This window comes from Blastomonas sp. UPD001 (genome assembly GCF_003426715.1).
In the GTDB taxonomy this organism is placed as follows: domain Bacteria; phylum Pseudomonadota; class Alphaproteobacteria; order Sphingomonadales; family Sphingomonadaceae; genus Blastomonas.
This window is the reverse complement of record NZ_QKVT01000001.1, coordinates 2,406,567-2,409,396: the sequence shown is the minus strand read 5'-3', so window position 1 is coordinate 2,409,396 and position 2,830 is coordinate 2,406,567. Positions and strand designations below refer to the sequence as shown.

Annotated in this window: 1 tRNA gene and 1 rRNA gene (1 of these 2 running past the window's edge); both read right to left on the bottom strand. The window is 52.5% G+C overall.

Going from position 1 to position 2,830, the window contains the following annotated elements:
- Positions 1-2,229: ribosomal RNA gene (locus DM995_RS21855) — 23S ribosomal RNA — on the bottom strand (it extends 1,355 nt beyond the left edge of the window).
- Between the two features lie 509 nt (positions 2,230-2,738).
- A tRNA-Ala gene (locus DM995_RS12280) sits at positions 2,739-2,814 on the bottom strand.
- Positions 2,815-2,830: the final 16 nt, after the last annotated feature.

The following is a 2,830-nucleotide window of genomic DNA, read 5'->3' as shown; positions in this document are numbered from 1 at the left end:
AACAGACGATTTCCGACCGTTCTGAGCCCACCATCGCGCGCCTCCGTTACTCTTTCGGAGGCGACCGCCCCAGTCAAACTACCCACCATACACTGTCCCGGATCCGGATAACGGACCGCGGTTAGACATCCATGACGATAAGGGTGGTATTTCAAGGATGGCTCCACAAGAACTGGCGTCCCTGCTTCAAAGCCTACCACCTATCCTACACATGCCGACACGAATGCCAGTGTAAAGCTATAGTAAAGGTGCACGGGGTCTTTCCGTCTGACCGCAGGAACCCCGCATCTTCACGGGGAATTCAATTTCACTGAGTCTATGCTGGAGACAGCGGGGAAGTCGTTACGCCATTCGTGCAGGTCGGAACTTACCCGACAAGGAATTTCGCTACCTTAGGACCGTTATAGTTACGGCCGCCGTTTACTGGGGCTTCGATTCAGAGCTTGCACCCCTCCTCTTAACCTTCCAGCACCGGGCAGGCGTCAGACCCTATACGTCGTCTTGCGACTTCGCAGAGCCCTGTGTTTTTGATAAACAGTCGCTACCCCCTGGTCTGTGCCACCCCAAAAGACTTGCGTCCATTGGGGTCACGCTTCTTCCGAAGTTACGCGTGCAATTTGCCGAGTTCCTTCAGCATAGTTCTCTCAAGCGCCTTGGTATACTCTACCTGACCACCTGTGTCGGTTTCGGGTACGGTCTATACGGTGGAGCTATTTCCTGGAACCGCGTCCCCGCCCAGACAATCCAATAAGTCTGAACAAGTTAAGCAATCCGTCACTACCACCAGGCCCACGAATATTAACGTGGTTCCCATCGACTACGCGTGTCCGCCTCGTCTTAGGGGCCGGCTAACCCTGCTCAGATTAACTTTAAGCAGGAACCCTTGGTCTTTCGGCGAGAGGGTCTCTCACCCTCTTTATCGTTACTCATGTCAACATTCGCACTTCCGATACCTCCAGGACCCCTCACGGGTATCCCTTCACAGGCTTACGGAACGCTCCGCTACCACACGTCTTGCGACGTATCCTCAGCTTCGGTGCATGGCTTTAGCCCCGTTACATTTTCGGCGCAAAGACCCTTATTTAGACCAGTGAGCTGTTACGCTTTCTTTAAATGATGGCTGCTTCTAAGCCAACATCCTGGTTGTTTTGGGATCCTCACATCCTTTCCCACTTAGCCATGACTTGGGGACCTTAGCTGGAGGTCAGGGTTGTTGCCCTTTTCACGACGGACGTTAGCACCCGCCGTGTGTCTGCCGACTAGTACTCCTCGGTATTCGGAGTTTGGTTAGGATCAGTAAGACGGTGAGTCCCCATAGCCCATCCAGTGCTCTACCCCCGAGGGTATTCGGTCGACGCTCTACCTAAATAGATTTCGCGGAGAACCAGCTATTTCCGAGTTTGATTGGCCTTTCACCCCTAACCACAAGTCATCCCAATCTATTGCAACAGATGCGGGTTCGGTCCTCCAGTTGGTGTTACCCAACCTTCAACCTGCTCATGGCTAGATCACTCGGTTTCGGGTCTAATGCGACGAACTGAACGCCCTGTTCAGACTCGCTTTCGCTGCGCCTTCACCTATCGGCTTAAGCTTGCTCGTCACACTAAGTCGTTGACCCATTATACAAAAGGTACGCTGTCACCCTTGCGGGCTCCAACTGTTTGTAGGCATCCGGTTTCAGGTTCTATTTCACTCCCCTTGTCGGGGTGCTTTTCACCTTTCCCTCACGGTACTTGTTCGCTATCGGTCATGCACGAGTACTTAGGCTTGGAGAGTGGTCTCCCCATGTTCAGACAGGATTTCACGTGTCCCGCCTTACTCAAGGACAATGAGTGTTCTACGTGTAAGGGGCTATCACCCTCTACGGCCGACCTTTCCATGTCGTTCCACTTTATTCCTCATTGCCACTGGCCTGGTCCGCGTTCGCTCGCCACTACTTGCGGAGTCTCGGTTGATGTCCTTTCCTGCAGGTACTTAGATGTTTCAGTTCCCTGCGTTCGCTTCTTACCCCTATGTATTCAGGATAAGATACCTTTAAACAATACTTGGAAACCTAAGCCGTACTTGCGCACGACTTAAATTTTCCAAGCATTTAAGGTGGGTTCCCCCATTCGGAGATCCATGGATCAAAGCTTATTCGCAGCTCCCCACGGCTTATCGCAGCGTATCACGTCCTTCATCGCCTGTGCATGCCAAGGCATCCACCAAATGCCCTTTTGACACTTGATCGTTCTCATTGCCAATGCTCATCCATTAGCCGTCGTCCCGAAGGGACGCGGCAGAAAGGGTTACCTTTTACAACCCAATCCATATGAGATGCCATCGACGTGTTCGACAGGTCTGCTTTATTGGAACCACGCCGAGCGGTTCGCTTGCAGCCTGTCTTAAGACCAGCTTCTCGAGATCTGTCCGGTGATGCGCGGTCAGGCAACACCAATCCAACATGAACACCAGAAGGGCACTCTTGCGAGCACCCAAACAATGATCATGTCTCTAGGACAAGGCTTCCTTCCTACCTCCAGACCCTCCACCACATCCGGTCGGCTAGACCATCCATGGGTTCATCGGGACTGGGCTCGGACGTCTCCAACAACCTTTCGGCCGTCTTCAACACCTGGAAGCTTCCAGACATATCTTCTCTTCACAATGTAATCAGAACAGGCATCAACCTCATTCGAAGCGATGCAAACTTATTTTTCTCCAAGGATATCTTTCCGCCAGTTCAACACCAATCGAATTGGTGGAGCTGAGCGGGATCGAACCGCTGACCCCCTGCTTGCAAAGCAGGTGCTCTCCCAGCTGAGCTACAGCCCCAACCGTTTCGATCATC